This window comes from Nonomuraea sp. NPDC049028 (genome assembly GCF_043197735.1).
Taxonomy (GTDB): Bacteria; Actinomycetota; Actinomycetes; order Streptosporangiales; family Streptosporangiaceae; genus Nonomuraea.
In genome coordinates this window covers 843,798-860,078 of record NZ_JBICTR010000002.1, presented here as the reverse complement: position 1 = coordinate 860,078, position 16,281 = coordinate 843,798, and the positions used below count along the sequence as shown (strand labels likewise).

Sequence of the window (16,281 nt, the reverse complement as noted above, 5' to 3'; positions counted from 1 at the left end):
CGCCGCCGACCCCCCGAACATCCCTGCCCCACCCGTCGCCCCAGCGCCCGGCCCATCCGCACCACCGCTAACCCCGCCGCCGCTGATCCCGCCGCCGGTAATCCCCGCGCCCTCCACGAACGCCGAGCCACCTGCTGAGCCCGGCCTACTCCCGGAGTCCAAGCCGCTCCCGGTCACCGAGCCACGCCCGGAGACGGCACCGCTCCCGGAGGCCAGGCCATTCCCGGAGACCGAGCCGCTCGCGGGCGCGGGCCCGGGGGCCACAGCTGATTCCCCCACTTGTGCCGTGTCACCCGGCACACCGCTCGACGCCTTGTGCCGGGGGATGGCAGGCGCACCGTGTCGCCCGACCGACGAGGCGCCCCGCGAGGCCCCCGACCATGCGGACACGGAACCAGCCGAGGGCGTGGGTGGGTGGGCAGCCGACGTCCCAGCTACGGTCGACCCGCCAACCACAGCCGACCGCTCCGGCGGGGCCGGCCATCGCGCGGCCGACCTCCCGACGGACGGACCCGATAGCGCGGTCAGTGAGGCGCCCCACGGAGTCCCCGGCCATTCGGGTAGCGGGTCGGGCGATGAGTGGGCGGGAGAGGGCGAGCTGGGCGATACGTGGGCGGAAGACGGCGATGGGTGGGCAGAAGAGGGCGGGGCCGGGGTCGAGAGGGGGGAGGCGAGTAGGTCCGAGTCGGCGGCGCGCTCATAGTCGCGCCACCTGACCCCGTCACCCACCACAGGGTCGTAATGCCCCTCGGGAAGGACCCCCCGCACGCTGGACTTGCGGTCGCGGAACACGTCCTGCCTCCTGTCATGGCTCGACGACCGATCGTAGGGCGACGAGCCATCTCGAGGAGGGGAAGTCAGCAAGTTTTGGCGGTCCCAACCAGCCCCCGTACCTGCGCAAACAGGGAGAAGGGCCGCGCTCAGGCAACGTTGATCTGGATGGAGTGCCAGCCGCTCGCGCCGTCAGGCGCGGGTGGCGCCTGCTGTTCGGTCTGGGTACGGCCGGCCGCGTCCGTGGCCCGGACCTCGATCGTGTGCTTGCCGGCAGTGAGGTCCCAGTCGAGCGACCACTGACGCCACGTGTCGGGGCCCGGCACCTGGGCCAGCTTCGCCTGCCGCCACTCACTCCGGTCGACGCGTACCTCCACCGCGTCGATCCCCGTGTGCTGCGCCCAGGCCACCCCCGCGATCGTGGTACGGCCGGCCGTCACCGACGCGCCCGGCTTGGGCAGGTCGATGCGGGACTCCGTCTTGATGGGCCCCTTGGCGGACCAGCCGCGCGGCGTCCAGTACGCCTCGTCCCTGTCGAACCGGGTCACCTTGACGTCCACCACCCACTTGGTCGCCGAGACGTACCCGTAGAGGCCGGGCACCACCTGGCGTACCGGGAAGCCGTGCTCGACGGGCAGGGCCTCGCCGTTCATCGCGATGGCGAACAGCGCGTCGCGCCCGTCCATCACCACGTCGACCGGGGTTCCGGCGGTGAAGCCGTCGTCGGAGGTGGACAGCAGCATGTCGGCGCCGGACTGGAGGCCCGCGTCGCGCAGCAGGTCGGCCATCCGGGCGCCGAGCCAGCGGGCGTTGCCGATGTACTCGCCGCCGACCTCGTTGGACACGCAGGTCAGCGTGACGTACGACTCGGTGAGGGGGCGCTTCAGCAGGTCGGCGTACGTGATCTCGACCGGTCGGTCCACCATCCCGTGGATGCGGAGCGTCCACTGCCGGGGATCGACATGCGGCACGATGAGCGCGGTATCGACCCTATAGAAGTCCTGATTTTTCGTGACGAATGGGGAAAGGCCGCGTATGCCGAAATCCGTTCCTTGGGGCAGTGGTTTGGCCGCCACCCTGGGCCTGGGCAGCGCGACCGCCACCCGGGCGGTCTCCGCCGTCTGCCGCCCGCCGAGCACCCGCCCGGCCAGCGTGGCGGCTCCCGCGACCACCACACCGCCCGCGACGCCGCCGAGCAGCCGCCGCCGGTCGAACGAGTACGGCTCCGCCCCGGTCCGCATCACGGCAGGCCGCTCAGCCTCATCGCCGGGAGCCCCCGAAAAATCAGTGGGGGATCCGCCGCTGCCAGACTCAACATCCGAAGCCGACGAAGCCGGCGCCTTGACGCCCGAAGCCGCCGTCGCGCCCGAAGCCGACCGAGCCGCCGCCCTGACGCCCGAACCACCCGAAGCGCCCGAACCACCCGAAGCGCCCGAAGCGCCCGAAGCGGACGAGCCCAGGACCGCCGCCCCCGCGCCCTCGTACGACTCCCGCACGCCCCGCGCCAGCAGCCACGTGAGCGCCCAAGCCCCGACACCGACCCCCACCACGGTCGGCACCACGTCGAGCGCTCCCGCGCCCGGCCGGGTCACCACCGCCGCGATGCCCACGACGCCGAACACCCCGAGCCCCACCAGCCCGTACGCCACCCGGTGCCGCGCCAGCACGCCGATGACCGCCGCCACCACCGCGAGCACCACCAGCACACCCGCGATGAGCACGGTCTTGTCGTTCGAGCCGAAGTTGCTGATGGCGAACTCTTTGAGCCACGCGGGCGTGTTGTCCACGACCACGTTGCCCACGGCCACCACGGGAAAGGCCGCGGGCTTCAGCACCCCGGCGACGAGCTGCGCGACGCCGAGCGCCACAGCCCCGGCCACCACTCCCGCCAGCGCCCCAGCCCAGGCCGGCATCACATCGTTCTTCTGCACAATTCTGACGCTACGCCTCTGGCGGCCGATGGTTCTTACACGATGGTTACGTCAGCTCGCACAGTCAGCTCGCGATGAGGTCGCGCACGATCGGGGCGAGGGCGCGGAAGGCGCGGCCCCGGTGGCTGATGGCGTCCTTCTCGTCGGCGGAGAGCTCTGCCGCGGTGCGGGTCTCGCCCTCGGGCACCAGGATCGGGTCGTAGCCGAACCCGTTGGTGCCGCGGGGCGTCGTGACCAGGTGGCCCGCCAGCGTGCCCTCGACCACGCGCCACTCCCCCGACGGCAGCGCCAGCGCGGCCGCGCACGCGAAGTGGGCGGCCAGCTTGTCGGCGGGCACGTCGGAGATCTGTGCCAGCAGCAGGTCGAGGTTGGCCTTGTCGTCGCCGTGGCGGCCGGACCAGCGCGCCGAGAACACCCCGGGCATGCCGTTGAGCACGTCGACGCAGAGGCCGGAGTCGTCGGCCACCGCGGGCAGCCCCGAGCCCTGCGCCACGGCGTGTGCCTTGAGCAGGGCGTTTTCCTCGAAGGTGACGCCGGTCTCGGCCACCTCACCGATCGAGGGGAACTCCTCGAGCCCGACGATGTCGAACCCCGACAGGATCCGGCGCAGCTCGGCGATCTTGCCCGCGTTACGGGTGGCCAGGACGATTTTCATGCTCCCAGCGCCTCCTGCTGGATCAGGGTGAGCTCCTCGCAGCCGGTGACGGCCAGGTCGAGGAGCTGGTTGAGCGCGGCGCGGTCGAACGGCGCGCCCTCGGCGGTGCCCTGCACCTCGACGAAGCTGCCGGCGCCGGTCATCACCACGTTCATGTCGGTCTCGGCCGCCACGTCCTCGGTGTAGCAGAGGTCGAGCATCGGGACCGAGCCGACCACGCCGACCGAGACGGCGGCCACGGAGTCGACCAGCGGCTCGCCGGGGCACATCCGGCGCTCGCGCATCCACGCGACGGCGTCGGCCAGCGCCACGTAGGCGCCGGTGATCGCGGCGGTCCTGGTGCCGCCGTCGGCCTGCAGGACGTCGCAGTCGAGCAGGACGGAGTTCTCGCCCAGGGCCTTGTAGTCGACGCAGGCCCGCAGTGAGCGGCCGATCAGCCGGGAGATCTCGTGCGTGCGCCCGCCGATCTTCCCGCGGACCGACTCGCGGTCATTGCGGGTGTTGGTGGCGCGCGGCAGCATCGCGTACTCGGCCGTGACCCAGCCCTGGCCGCTCCCCCGGCGCCAGCGCGGCACGCTGTCCTGGACCGATGCGGCGCACAGGACCCGGGTGCCGCCGAACTCCACCAGCACCGAACCTTCGGCATGGGTAATCCATTGCCTGGTAATGGTGATGGGGCGGAGCTGATCGGGGTTTCGGCCATCCTGTCGCGACATGCAGATCACCCTATCTCCGCGCCGCAACGCTCTTGACCGAATGTGTCCGACACATGGATCCTTACGCAATGACAACGGGGGTGTTGCGAAACCCTGACTTTCTCCGGTTCCTCAGTTCGCACGTGGCCAACGAACTCGGAGCCAACATTTCCCGCGTGGCGCTCCCTTTGGTCGCCGTGCTGGCTCTGCACGCCGGACCCCTTGAGGTCGGCGTGCTCTCTGCGCTGCAGACGGCGGCGTTCCTCGCGATCGGCCTGCCCGCGGGGGTCTGGGTCGACCGATTGCGCAGGCGCCGCGTGATGGTGACCTCCGACCTGGTCAGGTGCCTCCTGCTGGCGAGCATCCCGGTCAGCGACGCGCTCGGGCTGCTGTCGGTCGGCATGCTGTACGTGGTCGCGCTGCTGGCCGGCACCGCCCAGGTCTTCAACGACGTCGCCGACCAGACCTACCTGCCGGAGCTGGTGAGCAGAGACCGGCTGAGCGACGGCAACTCCAAGCTCGAGTTCGTCCGGTCGAGCGGCTCGCTCGCCGGTCCCAGCCTGGGCGGCGCGCTCGTACAGCTGATCGGCGCCTCGCGCACGATGTTGGCGACCGCGCTGGCCGCGTTGGGCTCCCTGGTCTTCCTGAGCGCCATCAAGACGCCCGACCAGGCGCCGGTCGCCGAGGAACGCCCGCGGATGCGCCAGGGCATCGCCGAAGGGCTCGGGTTCGTCTGGCGCGACCGGCTGTTACGGGCGATCGTCGTCACGACCGCGGCGACGAACCTGAGTCTCAGCGGTGTGATCAGCCTGTCCGTGCTGTTCCTGGCCGACGTGGTCCGGCTGCCGCCCGGCCTGATCGGCGTCATGCTCATGTCGGGCGCGGTCGGCGGGCTGCTCGGCGGCCTCACCGGGAGCCGGTTATTCAGCAGGTACGGCACGGCGAGGGTGACCTGGCTGGCCATCGCCGTCACCTCGCCCTTCGGCCTGCTGCTGCCCATGACGCAGGCCGACTGGCGGGTCGCCTTCTTCGCTATCGCCTCGATCGCGCTGTCATGGGGCGCGATCATCTACAACGTCGGCCAGCTCACCTACCGGCAGACCGTCACGCCGGAGCGCATGCTGGGGCGGGTCAACGCGACGGTCAGGTTCATCGTCTGGGGCACGATGCCGCTGGGCGCGTTGCTCGGCGGCATCGTGGCTCAGCACATCGGGGTGCGAGAGGCCCTGTGGGTCTTCATGGGCGCGCGGCTGCTGTCGTTCCTGCCGCTGATGTTCTCGCCGCTGCCGCGGCTGCGGGACTTCTCGCAGATTCAAGCCAAGTCGTGAGACAGGCTCAGGCCAGGTCGTAGACGGCCCCGCTGCGGGCCAGGTCGATCGGGCCGCTGTAGCCGCCCCGGCAGGCGTCGTCCAGGATCCGCTGCTGGTCGTTCCAGGGGACGAGGTGGGTGAGCACCAGCCGGCCCACCCCGGCCTTGGCGGCGTGCTCGGCGGCCTGGCGGCCCGACATGTGCAGGTCAGTGGGCAGCTCCGGCTGGTCGAGGAACGACGACTCGCACAGCATCAGGTCGACGCCGGCGGACAGCCGCACCACTTCGGCGGACTCGCCGGTGTCGCCCGAGTAGGCCAGGCTCCGGCCGCCGTGTGTGACGCGGAAGCCGTACGCCTCGACCGGGTGGTTGACCTGACCGGCGACCACCGTGAACGGCCCGATTTCGAACGGACCCGGTGCGAGCGGTACGAAGTCGAAGGCCGTCTCCATGCCCGGCTCCTCCGGCATGCCGTAGGCGGCGGCCAGGCGGCGCGGCGCGTCGGCGGGCGCGTGGACGGGCACCTTGGGGTACGGCGCGGCCGGCCCGTAGGTCCGGGCCACGTGGTAGGCGCACATGTCGAGGCAGTGGTCGGCGTGCAGGTGGCTCAGGCAGATGGCGTCCACGTCGTAGAGCCCGATATGGCGTTGCAGCACTCCCAGGGACCCGTTGCCGAAGTCGAGGAGCAGCCTGAAGCCCTCGGCCTCGACGAGATAGCAGGACGAGGGGCTGTCGGGGCCGGGAAAGCTCCCCGAACAGCCGATGATGGTCACCTTCATGCGGGCCTCCCGTTAGAGGTAGTACCCCCCACTGGTGTGACTTCGACCGCATCGATCTCCGGGCCGAGGAAACGTCGCCCGAGCCGGGCGAAGAGCAAGGAGTCGCCTGTGGCGCGGAAGCGATGCCGGGGGGTGGCCTCGCTCCCTGCCGCCATGTCACGGTCGTGCAGGATGCGGTAGACGTCCTTGGCCGTCTCGTCGGCGCTGGAGACGAGCGTCACCCCGTCACCGGCGACATAGGAGATCGCGCCGGTGAGCAGCGGGTAGTGGGTGCAGCCGAGGATCAGCGTGTCGCACCCGGCCGCCCTGATGGGGGCCAGGTAGTCGCGCACGACCTCGATGAGCTCCTCGCTCGCCGTCTCGCCGCGTTCGACGTACTCCACCAGGCGTGGGGCGGCCACGCCGGTGAGCTGTACGTCGGGAGCCGCGGTGAAGGCGTCGTGATAGGCCATGGACTCGATGGTCGCCCTGGTGGCGATCACACCGACCCTGCCGGTGCGGGTGGCGCGCACCGCGCGCCGGGTGGCGGGCTGGATCACCTCGACGACCGGCACGTCGTAACGCTCGCGCGCGTCGCGCAGCACGGCGGCACTGGCGCTGTTGCACGCGATCACGAGCATCTTGACGTCGTTCTCGACGAGGTGGTCCATCACCTCCAGCGCGTAGGCCCGTACCTCGGCCAGGCGTTTGGGCCCGTACGGCTGGCGGGCCGTGTCGGCCACATAGGTGATGGATTCATGGGGCAGCTGGTCGATGATCGCCCTGGCGACCGTCAGCCCGCCCACCCCGCTGTCGAAGATCCCAATGCTCGCGTCCGGCACCTTTAGAGGGTAGGCGACCTGCGACATTCTCACTGCGTAAGAATGCTCACAGTTGAATGCTCACAGTCAGCGCGTCAGCCGCGGCCCACCCGCGCGAGCTGGCGGCACTGGGCGACCAGCCTGCCCTCGGAGTCCCACGCCTCGACCTCTTCGTCGAACCAGCCGTCCGAGATGAGGCGGCCGCTGCCGATCAGCGTGAGCCAGCCGGGGGCGGGCAGCGCCCGCAGGTGCCAGGTGAGGTCCACGGTGGGCGCCCAGCCCCGCGCTCCGGCCGAGAACACCACGGGCGGCAGCGCGTCCACGGCCAGCGCGAGCACGTAGGGGTCGGGGTCCTGGGGCTCGGCCATCCTGAAGTACGCCCTGGACTCGGGCCGGCCGCTGGGCTCGCCGGTCAGCCAGCCGATCGTGGGCGGGTCGAAGAGCATTTCCATCCGGGCGTTGAGCGTCATGTTGGACTCGGGCTTGGGCTCGGGCAGCTTGGCGCATTCTTCCGGCCGCGGCATGACATAGATGGATTTATCGGCGTAAGTGGGCTCGACGTCGTGCAACGTGGCCGTGGTGATCAGGCTCTCGATCTGCGCCACCCCGTCCTGGACGAGCGTCGCCCGGGTGAAGGCCGCCGTCCTGCCCGCCTTGAGCTGCTCGATCCGAACCCGGGCGGGGCCGGGCACGGGCGCCTTGAGGAACTGGGCGGACGTGCTCACCGGGTGCTCGAACGGCGACGCGTCCACGACCGCGCGCAAAATCACCGCCAGCAGGTAGCCGCCGTTGAGCGGGCCACCGATCACATAGCCGGGGTCGAGGCAGACGTCGTAGGTGGTCTCGTCGACCCGGATCGCCTGCGTGGCCTCGTCGAACTTGGTCATCGGTGCCGCCCTCGAATCAATCTGGAACTATATTCTAGTAGCCACACAGTCTATTGCAGACCCAGAACATCGGGCCATCAGCGTGCCTACCTGCGAAAACGCCCTCTCGCTGAGACAGTTCGATCATGGGAAGCGTTACCGAACTCATCGGGCAGTCGGTCTGGGACCCCAACGGGGTGTGGGTCGGCCACGTCGTCGACATCCGCGTGATCAAGCACAAAGGCGAACTGCAACAGAGCGCCACCGTCTACGGCCTGGTGGTCTCGGCCCACCGCAGGCCCCTGCTCTGCCTGACTCGCGACTTGCACGGCCGCTGGGGCTGGTTCTCCCGGGCGTTGGCGCGGGTGCTTTATGTGGGATCCACTTTCGTCCCATGGTCGAGCGTCACCGATCACGACGGCGGAGAGGTGCACATCAGCACTTCTCGAAAGGAACTCTCACGGGTCTAAGTACATTGCAAGCGTCCGTCTAGCAACATCAGCTACCGTCTCTGTGGTCATAAGTCCACATTGTGAGTTGAGTGATGTCTGCTAATAATCCCCCGAGTGGCCAGGATCCGAATCGGACGACGGCATACCGCTGGAACCAGGAGCAGCAGCCCGAGAACCCACCGACAATGCCATTGTCATCACAGGGCCAGCCGTATCCTCCGCAGCAGTCCTACCAGCAGCCTCAGTACGGCCAGCAAGCCCCGACAGGGCAGCAGCCGTCCTATGGGCAGCAGGCGTCTTACGGGCAGCAGGGCCCCCAGTATGGGCAACAGCCTTCATACGGCCAGCAGCCATATGGCCAGCAACAGCCCCAATATGGGCAGCAGCCGCCTTCGTACGGCCAGCAGGCCCCCACGTACGGCCAGCAGGCCCCGACCGGACAGCAGCCTTCCTACGGGCAGCAATCCCCCCAGTACGGGCAGCAGAGCTTTGGGCAACAGGCGTTTGGCCAGCAGGAACAGTACGGCCAGGCCGGTTGGCAGCAGCAGGGCCCCGAGGGCTTCGGCCCCGCCGAGCCCGCCAAGAAGAGCCGCAAGGGCTGGATCATCGCCATCGCCTCCGCGCTGGCCGTGGTCCTGCTCGGCGGCGGCGCGGTCTGGGCGGTCGGCGCGATCGGCGGCGGCGGCACGCAGCCGCACGAGGTGCTGCCCGCCAGCTCGATCGCCTATGTACGGCTCGACCTGGACCCGGCGGCCAACCAGAAGGTGGCGCTGTTCCAGATCGCCAGGAAGTTCACCGTCACCAAGGACACCTTCAAGGGCGACGACCCGCGCCAGGCGCTCTTCGACCTGACGCAGGACAGCGGTTTCTCCAAGGTCGACTTCGCCAAGGACGTCGACCCCTGGCTGGGCAGCAGGATCGGCCTGGCCATCGTCCCGTCGGGCGGCAAGGAGCCCGACTACGCCGTGGCCGTCCAGGTCAAGGACGAGGCGCAGGCCAAGGCGGGCATCACCAAGCTGATGGGCAAGGAGAAGTTCGGCCTGGCCTTCCGTGACGACTACGCGCTGGTGACCTCCAGCCAGTCGCTGGCCGACAAGTACGCCGCCGAGACCACCAGCCTCGCCGACAACGCCGAGTTCAACGACGACGTGAACGCGCTCGGTGAGCAGGGCGTGCTGTCGTACTGGGCGCACCTCGGCAAGGTCGGCGAGCTGGCGGTGACCGACAAGTCGAGCGAGGAGGCCAAGGCGCTCGAGCAGGTCAAGAACGCCAGGTTCGCCGGAGCGCTCCGCTTCGACAGCTCCTACGCCGAGCTGGCCGGTATCGTCAGCGGCGCCGAGGGCATGATCGACGGTGACCTGGAGCCCAGCAAGCTGTCGACGCTCCCCGCCTCGACCGCGGGCGCGCTGTCCTACTCGGGCCTCGACCAGATCATCACCAAGAAGTGGGCCGAAATCGAGCAGTCCGTCGCGGCGTCGCCGGCGGGGGCCCAGTTCAAGCAGTTCATCGACCAGGCCAAGCAGACCTACGGCCTGCAGCTGCCCGACGATCTGGCCACGATCCTCGGCAAGAACCTGACCCTCGCGGTCGACGCCCAGGGCCTGGACAGTGACAAGATCAAGGGCGGCCTCCGCATCACGACGGACCCGGCCAAGGCGCAGGCCGTCTACGACAAGATCCAGAAGGCCATGACGTCCAGCGGTCAGCCCGCTCCCCAGCTCGCCAAGGTCGCGGGTGACGGCACGTTCACGGTGGCGACCACCGACGAGTACGCCAAGGCTCTGGGTGGGGAGGGCACGCTCGGCGAGAGCGAGACCTTCAAGACCGCGATCCCGGACGGCGACGATGCCACCTTCGCCCTGTTCGTGGACCTCGACAAGGTCGAGAAGTACTACCTGCAGAGCATGGAGGGCGACGACAAGGCCAACGCCCAGGTTCTGAAGGCGGTCGGTATGAGCGGCAAGCAGACCGCCACCGAGGCCACCTTCTCGCTGCGGGTCCTGTTCAACTAGCACGAACACGAGTGGCCGCCCCCTACCTGGGGGGCGGCCACTGTCATGCGGTCACTGTCATGCCCAGAGCTGGCCTTCGAGGCGGTGCTCGGCCTCGTCCAGGGTGCCTTCGTAGGCGCCCGTGGACAGGTACTTCCAGCCTCCGTCGGCGACCACGAAGACGACGTCGGCGCTCTCCCCCGCCTTCACCGCCTTGGCGGCCACGCCCAGAGCGGCGTGCAGCGCCGCCCCCGTGGACACCCCGGCGAAGATCCCCTCCGCGGCGAGCAGTTCGCGGGTACGGCGCAGCGCGTCGGCCGAGCCCACCGAGAACCGCGTGGTGAGCACGGACTCGTCGTAGAGCTCCGGGATGAACCCTTCGTCCACGTTCCGCAGCCCATAGACCAGCTCGCCGTAACGCGGCTCGGCGGCCACGATCCGCACGCCGGGCACGCGCTCGCGCAGGAAGCGCCCCACCCCCATGAGAGTCCCCGTCGTGCCGAGCCCGGCGACGAAGTGGGTCACGGTGGGCAGGTCTTCAAGGATCTCGGGCCCGGTCGACTCGTAGTGGGAGCGCCAGTTGGCCGGATTGCCGTACTGGTAGAGCATCACCCAGTCCGGGTGCTCGGCCGCGAGCTCCTTGGCCACCCGTACAGCCTCGTTGGAGCCCCCCGCCGCTGCGGACGAGATGATCTCCGCCCCCCACATGCGCAGCAGCTGGCGGCGCTCCTCGGAGGTGTTCTCCGGCATGACGCAGATCAGCTTGTAGCCCTTGAGCTTGGCCGACATCGCCAGGGAGATGCCGGTGTTGCCGCTGGTGGGCTCCAGGATCGTGCAGCCGGGTGTGAGCAGCCCGTCCTTCTCGGCCTGCTCGACCATCCAGAGCGCGGGCCGATCCTTGATCGACCCGGTCGGGTTGCGGTCTTCGAGCTTGGCCCAGAGGCGTACCTCGGCCGACGGCGAGAGCCGGGGAAGGCCGACGAGCGGCGTGCGACCGACCGAGTCGATCAACGATTCGAAGCGCATGTCACCCGCCGGCGACGGCGGGCAGCACGGTCACCGTGTCGCCGTCGGACACGGGCGTGCCGAGGCCGCCGAGGAAGCGCACGTCCTCGTCGTTGAGGTAGACGTTGACGAAGCGGCGCAGGTTGCCCTGGTCGACCAGGCGGTCCTTGATCCCGGGGTGCAGGGACTCAAGGTTGCTGATCAGCTCGTCGAGGGTGGCGCCCTCGGCGTCGACGGCTTTGGCGCCGGCGGTGTACGTACGAAGAATGGTCGGAATGCGAACCTCGATGGCCATCGCGGTCAGTCTCCTCGGGTCAGGTCGTCGTCCCATCGGCAGCAACGCCGACGGCTGAACACGGATTCCTGATCAGCGACAGTCGTAGACGACGACAGCCGGGGTATGCGCGAAGAGGTAGCTCTGCACCGGCCGGACCATCATGGTACGAACCTTACCTCTTCCTCTGTTATCGCCCCATCGAGGATCCGGTACGAGCGAAACTCCGTCTCGTTCTCGTCCCTGGTCGAGACCAGAACGTAGTGGGCGTCCGGCTCTGAGGCGTAGGTCACGTCGGTGCGCGAGGGGTAGGCCTCGGTCGCCGTGTGGGAGTGGTAGATCACGACGGGCTCCTCGTCGCGGTCGTCCATCTCGCGCCAGACGCGCAGCTGCTCCAGCGAGTCGAAGCGGTAGAAGGTGGGCGAGCGCTCGGCGTTCTCCATCGGGACGAACCGCTCGGGCACCCCGCCCCGTCCCGCGATCACGCCGCACGCCTCGTCCGGGTGGTCGGCCCGCGCGTGGGCAATGATCTTGTCCACGAGTTCCTGCGAGATGGTCAGCATGTCGGGGAAATTACCAGAGGGCCCGGACCAGGGTGTCCTGCAGGTAGGTCAGCCAGTCGTAGGTGACGTAGGCCGGGTAACGAGGGTCGTCCTCGGACATCGTGGCGATCTCGTCGTGGATCTCCTCGGTCACCTCGAGCTTGGTGCCGAGGGCCAGCCGTACGTCGTTGAGCGAACGCAGCCACGCCTGGGCCTGCTCGGGCGTCAGCTCGCTGCGGCCCGGCCGGGCGCTGTCGAGCATGGTCTGCGCGTCGGCGCGCTTGCCGTCGCGCAGCGTCGCCTCGGTGTAGCGGCGGAACTCCGCCGCCTCCTTCTCATCCTGGTAGGCCGAGGGGAACAGGCGGGCGAGCACCGGATCGGACGGCGCCGCCCCGGCCCCGACGCCGATCCCGAGCGCCCGCTCCAGCGGGTCGTCGCCCGTCTCGCCCGGCGCCACCAGGCCGAGCACCTGGGTGACCAGCGAGCGCAGGATCGACACCTCCGCCGCCTCGAACTCCGCGATGACGCCGCCGCCGTCCCGCGTCGAGAACCCCGAGTTCACGTGTGCCGCCTCACTTGACCGAATCCGGCTGAACCGTCGCCCACAGCCCGTAGGAGTGGAGGATCTGCACGTCGCGCTCCATCTCCTCCCGGGTGCCGCTGGACACGACGGCTTTGCCTTTCTTGTGCACGTCCATCATGAGTTTTTCGGCCTTCTCCTTGGAGTAGCCGAACACCGTCTGGAAGACGTACGTCACGTAGGACATGAGGTTGACCGGGTCGTTCCAGACGATCGTCACCCATGGCAGGTCGGGCCGGACGTCCGTTGACGGACGCTCGACGGCCATTGGAGCAGTGCTACCCACATCCCCCATCCTGCCCTACCCCGGCCGTAGTCTTCGAGTCGTGGCAATGACCATGAGCACTGCGTTGCTCACAGATCACTATGAACTGACGATGCTTCAGGCGGCACTGCGGAGCGGCGCCGCCCACCGGCGGGCGGTTTTCGAGGTGTTCGCCCGGCATCTACCGGGCGGACGGCGCTACGGGGTTGTCGCCGGGACGGGACGTGTCCTGGACGAGCTGGAGAACTTCCGTTTCGGTGACGAAGAGCTGACCTATCTGCGGGAGAACGAGGTGGTCGACGAGGCGACCCTCGATTTCCTCGCCGGCTACCGGTTCTCCGGAGACGTCTATGGTTACCGCGAGGGCGACGTCTACTTCCCCGCCTCCCCGATCATGGTGGTGGAAGGAACGTTCGCGGAGGCCGTACTCCTGGAGACTTTGACCCTTTCCATCCTCAATCATGACTGCGCCATCGCCTCCGCCGCCTCCCGGATGACGAACGCGGCGGGCAAGCGCCCGATCATCGAGATGGGCTCGCGCCGTACGCACGAGTGGGCCGCCGTGGCCGCCGCCCGCGCCGCCTACATCGCCGGGTTCGCCTCCACCTCCAATCTGATGGCCGGGCGGGTCTACGGCGTACCGACGGCCGGTACGGCGGCGCACGCGTTCACGCTGCTACACGACTCCGAGCGGGACGCGTTCGAGGCCCAGATCGCCACCCTCGGCCCGGAGACCACGCTGCTGGTCGACACCTACGAGGTGGCCGACGCGGTCCGCACGGCGATCGAGCTGGCCGGCGCCAAGCTGGGCGCGGTGCGGATCGACTCGGGCGACCTGGCGGCGGCCGCGCAGGAGGTACGCGAGCAGCTCGACGCGCTCGGCGCCTTCAACACGCGCATCGTGGTCACCTCCGACCTGGACGAGTACGCCATCGCCGCCCTGGCCGCCGCCCCCGTCGACGGCTACGGCGTGGGCACCTCGCTGGTGACGGGCTCGGGTGTGCCCACCGCCGCGCTGGTGTACAAGCTGGTGGCGCGCGAGACCGCGGCGGGCGTCATGGAGCCGGTCGCCAAGCGGTCGGTCGGCAAGCCGTCACGCGGGGGGCGCAAGGAGTCCTACCGCCTGTTCGACGAGAGCGGGCACGCCGACACCGAGCTGATCACCACGTCGGGACCGGCGCCGGAGGGCGGCGTGCGGCTGCTGCACCAGCTCGTACGAGACGGCGAGGTCATCGGCAGGGAGCCGTTGACCGCGGCCCGCGAGCGACACGCCGAGACGATCGCACACCTGCCCCAGGAGGCGCTGCACCTTGGCAGGGGGTATGCGGCGATCGCCACGGAGTTCGCCTGACGTATGGTGCTTCGTATGGGGACCGCGCTGATCATCGTGGATGTGCAGAACGACTTCTGCGAGGGCGGGAGTCTGCCCGTGGCGGGCGGTTCCGAGGTGGCCGCCGCGATCACCCGCTACGTGGACGACCACGGCTACGACCACGTGGTGGCCACCCGCGACTACCACGTCGACCCGGGCGGCCACTTCTCCGACACCCCCGACTACGTGACGACCTGGCCCGCGCACTGCGTCGCGGGCACGCCGGGGGCGGACTTCCACCCGGCGTTCGACGTCTCGGCGGTGGAGGAGGTCTTCTCCAAGGGCGCCCACGCCGCCGCGTACAGCGGGTTCGAGGGCGCCTCCGGTGACGACGTGTCGCTGGCCGCCTGGCTGGACGAGCACGGGGTGAGCGAGGTGGACGTGGTGGGGATCGCCACGGACCACTGCGTCCGCGCCACGGCCCTCCACGCGGTCCAGCACGGCCTGGCCGTACGCGTGCTGCTCGACCTCACGGCCGGGGTGGCACGGGAGACCACGGACCGCGCGCTGGCGGAACTGAGGGCCGCGGGCGCCGTCCTGCAGGGCACACCGTCCGTGGGCTGACTTTCTTTCGCACGCCGACTTTCTTTCGCGCGGCGACTTTCTCTCGCGCGCCGTTCGTGTGCCGCCCATCGCAGGCCGCGTGGAGCGTCAGCCACGAAGAGTACGCGATGCGCGACGCTGCGGTCATGTGATATCCAGAAGGCGAACGCTCTCCGCGCCCACCCCGCCACGGAGAGCGATATGACTTCTTTCTGGTGTGAGGTTCCCCATGCTCACCTTTTCCCTCGGCCTCGCCTGGCTGCTGCTCGCCCCGCTCAGCCTCTGGGTGCTCGTCCGCGGACGCAACGGAGCCAGGGTCGGGGCCGTGGTGACGCTGGCACTGCTGGAGGCGGCCACGGTCGCGATGACCGCCGAGGAGCGGGAAGCCGCGGTCGTCGCCCATGAGGCGCCGCCGAGCGTGTTCTCGATGGCGTGCGCGGCGCGTACGCCGATGCCGCAGACGGCCCGGCTGAGCGGCGCGCGCGACGATCTCACGCTGTCCTGGCCCGCCGCGCCCGACGAGTGCGCGACGGCGCAGGTCACGCTCCGCCCCAAGGGACGCGGGCTGCGCGTCTGGATCCGCGAAGGGCCGACGGTCGGCGAGGGCAAGGAGGCGCGTACGGTGCCCGTACACGTTGTCGGGGGCGCTGCCTCGCTGCGAGTGCCGCTCGACCCGCCGGCCCCCGCGCGGCTCAGCCCGGTCGACGGCCGCACCGGCCACCGCATCCCAGCCGCAACCGACGACCGTCCTGGCACCTCAGCCGGGACCGCGGAACGTCCCGGCACCTCAGCTGAACATCCTGGAACCCCAGCAGCGACCGACAGACGACGTCCTATGAGATGACGGAGCCCTGCCGCAGCGCCTCGTCCAGATCGGCGTAGACCTCGAACGCGTGCCGCAGCCCTGTGATGAACAGCACCCGCCCCATGACCCCTTGAACCCCGCCCAGCAGCAACCGGGTCCCCCTGGCCTCGCACCGCTGCAGCACTTCGACCAGCTCGTTCATCCCCAGGGAGTCGCAGAAGGTGATCTCCCGCAGGTCCATGATCAGGACGGGCATCGCCGGGTGCGCCCAGACGCGCTCCATGTGCTCCCGGAAGACGGGCACCGCGGAGGCGTCGAGATCGCCGTTCAGCCGGGTGACGATGGCGTTTCCCGAGAGGCCGGAAGTGACGACGAACGTCGATTTACCCGTGGCCCCAGCTGACATGGAAGAAATCCTTCTGTTCATCCAAGGCAGCCATCGTGGGTCGTAGCCGATGCGGCTGGGCGTCCGCCGAAAGGCCACCGCGATGTGACCAACTGTGTTACTCACCTCTGGATCGGCGCCCGGCACGGCCATGAACAGGCTCTTCGCTGCCGTGTCCTAACCGTGACACCATTCGGGGCCCATGGCCACCGGATCGCGAAGATCCCTATCACGCCCGGCTTGGGGTCACCCGGCGAGACG

18 protein-coding genes are annotated in these 16,281 nt (G+C 69.5%); 6 read left to right on the top strand and 12 right to left on the bottom strand.

Going from position 1 to position 16,281, the window contains the following annotated elements; translation table 11 throughout:
• Window positions 1-920: 920 nt before the first annotated feature.
• The 3 genes from ACGFJ2_RS10080 to rph form a co-directional block, all read right to left on the bottom strand.
• The gene (locus ACGFJ2_RS10080; protein WP_393466683.1) at window positions 921-2,702 is read right to left on the bottom strand and encodes a molybdopterin-dependent oxidoreductase; all 1,782 of its coding nucleotides are present in this window, start codon (window positions 2,700-2,702) and stop codon (window positions 921-923) included.
• A gap of 64 nt (window positions 2,703-2,766) precedes the next feature.
• Window positions 2,767-3,357 carry an RdgB/HAM1 family non-canonical purine NTP pyrophosphatase gene (gene rdgB / locus ACGFJ2_RS10075; RefSeq protein WP_357942775.1) on the bottom strand — a complete coding sequence of 197 codons (591 nt, stop codon included), beginning with the start codon at window positions 3,355-3,357 and terminating at the stop codon, window positions 2,767-2,769.
• Window positions 3,354-4,073, bottom strand: a complete 720-nt coding sequence (gene rph / locus ACGFJ2_RS10070; protein WP_225290424.1) for a ribonuclease PH — start codon at window positions 4,071-4,073, stop codon at window positions 3,354-3,356. The genes rdgB and rph overlap by 4 nt, the downstream gene beginning before the upstream one ends.
• A gap of 53 nt (window positions 4,074-4,126) precedes the next feature.
• On the opposite strand from rph, the gene ACGFJ2_RS10065 reads away from it, so the two are divergent.
• Window positions 4,127-5,380, top strand: a complete 1,254-nt coding sequence (locus ACGFJ2_RS10065; protein ID WP_357942773.1) for an MFS transporter — start codon at window positions 4,127-4,129, stop codon at window positions 5,378-5,380.
• Between the two features lie 7 nt (window positions 5,381-5,387).
• Here ACGFJ2_RS10065 and ACGFJ2_RS10060 read toward each other — a convergent pair whose 3' ends face one another.
• The 3 genes from ACGFJ2_RS10060 to ACGFJ2_RS10050 form a co-directional block, all read right to left on the bottom strand.
• On the bottom strand, window positions 5,388-6,140 hold the full coding sequence (locus tag ACGFJ2_RS10060; protein ID WP_393466678.1) for an MBL fold metallo-hydrolase: 753 nt from the start codon (window positions 6,138-6,140) through the stop codon (window positions 5,388-5,390).
• The gene (gene murI, locus ACGFJ2_RS10055; protein WP_357942769.1) at window positions 6,137-6,961 is read right to left on the bottom strand and encodes a glutamate racemase; all 825 of its coding nucleotides are present in this window, start codon (window positions 6,959-6,961) and stop codon (window positions 6,137-6,139) included. Before murI ends, ACGFJ2_RS10060 begins: the two co-directional genes overlap by 4 nt.
• 74 nt (window positions 6,962-7,035) lie before the next feature.
• Window positions 7,036-7,827: a thioesterase family protein gene (locus tag ACGFJ2_RS10050; protein ID WP_357942767.1), complete on the bottom strand. Its 792-nt coding sequence runs from the start codon at window positions 7,825-7,827 to the stop codon at window positions 7,036-7,038.
• 125 nt (window positions 7,828-7,952) lie between these two features.
• Here ACGFJ2_RS10050 and ACGFJ2_RS10045 point away from each other — a divergent pair, with 125 nt between their 5' ends.
• Complete coding sequence (locus ACGFJ2_RS10045) at window positions 7,953-8,276, top strand: hypothetical protein (RefSeq protein WP_357942765.1); 324 nt, start codon at window positions 7,953-7,955, stop codon at window positions 8,274-8,276.
• Between the two features lie 167 nt (window positions 8,277-8,443).
• Window positions 8,444-10,270 (top strand): DUF3352 domain-containing protein, encoded by a 1,827-nt coding sequence (locus ACGFJ2_RS10040; RefSeq protein ID WP_357942763.1) that lies wholly within the window; start codon window positions 8,444-8,446, stop codon window positions 10,268-10,270.
• A gap of 57 nt (window positions 10,271-10,327) precedes the next feature.
• Here the strand turns inward: ACGFJ2_RS10040 and ACGFJ2_RS10035 are convergent, their stop codons facing one another.
• From ACGFJ2_RS10035 to clpS, 5 genes are all read right to left on the bottom strand, one after another.
• Window positions 10,328-11,275 (bottom strand): PLP-dependent cysteine synthase family protein, encoded by a 948-nt coding sequence (locus ACGFJ2_RS10035; RefSeq protein WP_225290417.1) that lies wholly within the window; start codon window positions 11,273-11,275, stop codon window positions 10,328-10,330.
• A gap of 1 nt (window position 11,276) precedes the next feature.
• Window positions 11,277-11,549 carry a MoaD/ThiS family protein gene (locus tag ACGFJ2_RS10030; RefSeq protein WP_225290416.1) on the bottom strand — a complete coding sequence of 91 codons (273 nt, stop codon included), beginning with the start codon at window positions 11,547-11,549 and terminating at the stop codon, window positions 11,277-11,279.
• Window positions 11,550-11,689: 140 nt separating this feature from the next.
• Window positions 11,690-12,091, bottom strand: a complete 402-nt coding sequence (locus ACGFJ2_RS10025; RefSeq protein WP_357942759.1) for a M67 family metallopeptidase — start codon at window positions 12,089-12,091, stop codon at window positions 11,690-11,692.
• Window positions 12,092-12,101: 10 nt separating this feature from the next.
• Window positions 12,102-12,632, bottom strand: coding sequence for a DUF2017 domain-containing protein (locus ACGFJ2_RS10020; RefSeq protein WP_393466672.1), 531 nt, complete (start codon window positions 12,630-12,632; stop codon window positions 12,102-12,104).
• 10 nt (window positions 12,633-12,642) lie between these two features.
• Window positions 12,643-12,918: an ATP-dependent Clp protease adapter ClpS gene (gene clpS, locus ACGFJ2_RS10015; protein ID WP_372454859.1), complete on the bottom strand. Its 276-nt coding sequence runs from the start codon at window positions 12,916-12,918 to the stop codon at window positions 12,643-12,645.
• A 64-nt stretch (window positions 12,919-12,982) separates the two neighbouring features.
• Between clpS and ACGFJ2_RS10010 the strand changes: the two genes are divergently transcribed.
• The 3 genes from ACGFJ2_RS10010 (at window position 12,983) to ACGFJ2_RS10000 (ending at window position 15,674) form a co-directional block, all read left to right on the top strand.
• Complete coding sequence (locus ACGFJ2_RS10010; protein ID WP_357942755.1) at window positions 12,983-14,266, top strand: nicotinate phosphoribosyltransferase; 1,284 nt, start codon at window positions 12,983-12,985, stop codon at window positions 14,264-14,266.
• Window positions 14,267-14,281: 15 nt separating this feature from the next.
• Complete coding sequence (locus ACGFJ2_RS10005) at window positions 14,282-14,851, top strand: nicotinamidase (RefSeq protein ID WP_358197170.1); 570 nt, start codon at window positions 14,282-14,284, stop codon at window positions 14,849-14,851.
• Window positions 14,852-15,059: 208 nt separating this feature from the next.
• Entirely contained in the window at window positions 15,060-15,674 is a 615-nt protein-coding gene (locus tag ACGFJ2_RS10000) for a hypothetical protein (protein WP_393466668.1), read from the top strand.
• Here ACGFJ2_RS10000 and ACGFJ2_RS09995 read toward each other — a convergent pair.
• Complete coding sequence (locus ACGFJ2_RS09995; RefSeq protein ID WP_357942749.1) at window positions 15,664-16,041, bottom strand: anti-sigma factor antagonist; 378 nt, start codon at window positions 16,039-16,041, stop codon at window positions 15,664-15,666. The genes ACGFJ2_RS10000 and ACGFJ2_RS09995 overlap by 11 nt on opposite strands.
• Window positions 16,042-16,281: the final 240 nt, after the last annotated feature.